1 protein-coding gene is annotated in these 1,511 nt (G+C 42.7%); it reads left to right on the forward strand.

Annotation, left to right across the window (positions count from 1 at the left end; translation table 11 throughout):
• Positions 1–90: 90 nt before the first annotated feature.
• Positions 91–1,511: IS1182 family transposase (locus KI350_RS22640; protein WP_244845660.1), on the forward strand; the 1,421-nt coding region annotated here is incomplete at its 3' end.

Below are 1,511 nucleotides of genomic sequence, written 5' to 3' on the forward strand. Positions count from 1 at the left end.
CAGCTTGTCGACAAAGCCACAAAAAGTGGCTTGATCGACAAGCTTTTTTTGTTAAAATGTGAGTGAAATCTAGTTTTTGGAGGTTTTTCCATGTTGTCTAAGCACTCTAAAGATCAGCGCGAACAGCTTGAAGTCTTTGCCTTAAGTGAACTTGTCCCGGAAGACCATCTGGTCAGGAAAATAGAAGAAGCTATGGACTTTTCTTTTATTTATGAAAAAGTTGCTCCCCTTTATTCTTCAAAAGGGCGCCCAAGCATTGATCCCGTTGTATTGATCAAAATGGTTCTGATTCAGTACGTGTTTGGCCACCGCTCGATGCGCGAAACCATTAAACGGATCGAAACCGATGTCGCTTATCGCTGGTTTATTGGATATGGATTTTCTGAAAAAATCCCTCATTTTTCAACCTTCAGTAAAAACTATGAGCGCCGTTTTCATGATACGGACCTATTTGAAACAATCTTCTATAAAATCTTGCGTCAGGCCATGGATCTCGGTCTTGTCGACCCGTCGGTCGCCTTTATCGATGGAACCCATGTCAAAGCCAATGCGAATAAGAAAAAGTTTGTGAAGAAGATTGTGAGAAAAGAAACAAGAGCTTATCAGGAACAATTAGATCGAGAAATTAATGCCGATCGCGAAGCCAACGGCAAAAAGCCCTTAAAGCCCAGGCAATGCTCAGAAGAACGGGAAATAAAAGAAAGTACGACAGATCCTGAGAGCGGTTATTTTGTAAAAGGTGAACGGGAACGTCTTTTTGCTTATGGTTTTCATACAGCTTGTGACCGGAATGGATTTGTGCTGGGGACGGTTGTTGAGCCTGCCAATATTCATGACAGCCAAGTGTTCACGACCCTGTTTCAACAGGTGAAAGAGCACGTCGCCAAGCCTCATACGGTCGCAGTTGATGCCGGATATAAAACGCCGTTTATCGCAAAATTTCTAAGTGATCAAAATGTCCGTCCCGTCATGCCTTACACCCGACCACAAACTAAAAAAGGGTTCATGAGAAAACATGAATATGTATACGATGAATATTACGATGCTTATATTTGCCCTGACGATCATGTTCTGACATATCGCACAACCAACCGTGAAGGCTATCGGATTTATGCATCAGATCCAAACCGATGTGAACACTGTTCTTTTTTGAAGCAATGTACGGAAAGTCGAAATCATCGAAAGATGATTCACAGGCATCTCTGGCAGGATCATTTGGATGAAGCCGACCATCTTCGCTACACGGATGAGAATAGGCGAATCTACGCCAAACGCAAAGAAACGATCGAACGAGTTTTTGCGGATTTAAAACACAAGCATGGCCTGCGCTGGACAACCCTGCGGGGAAAGAAAAAATTGTCCATGCAGGCGATGCTTGTTTTCGCTGCCATGAATCTCAAAAAGCTGGCGAATTGGACTTGGAAAAGTCCAATTCGCCAGCATTCTCATCGAAAAAACAGAATAAATTGGACAAAAATAGGTCGGATTATAAAAATCCGACCTATTTTGTC

This window comes from Bacillus sp. J41TS8, assembly GCF_018333035.1.
Classification (GTDB): domain Bacteria; phylum Bacillota; class Bacilli; order Bacillales; family Bacillaceae; genus Bacillus; species Bacillus paralicheniformis.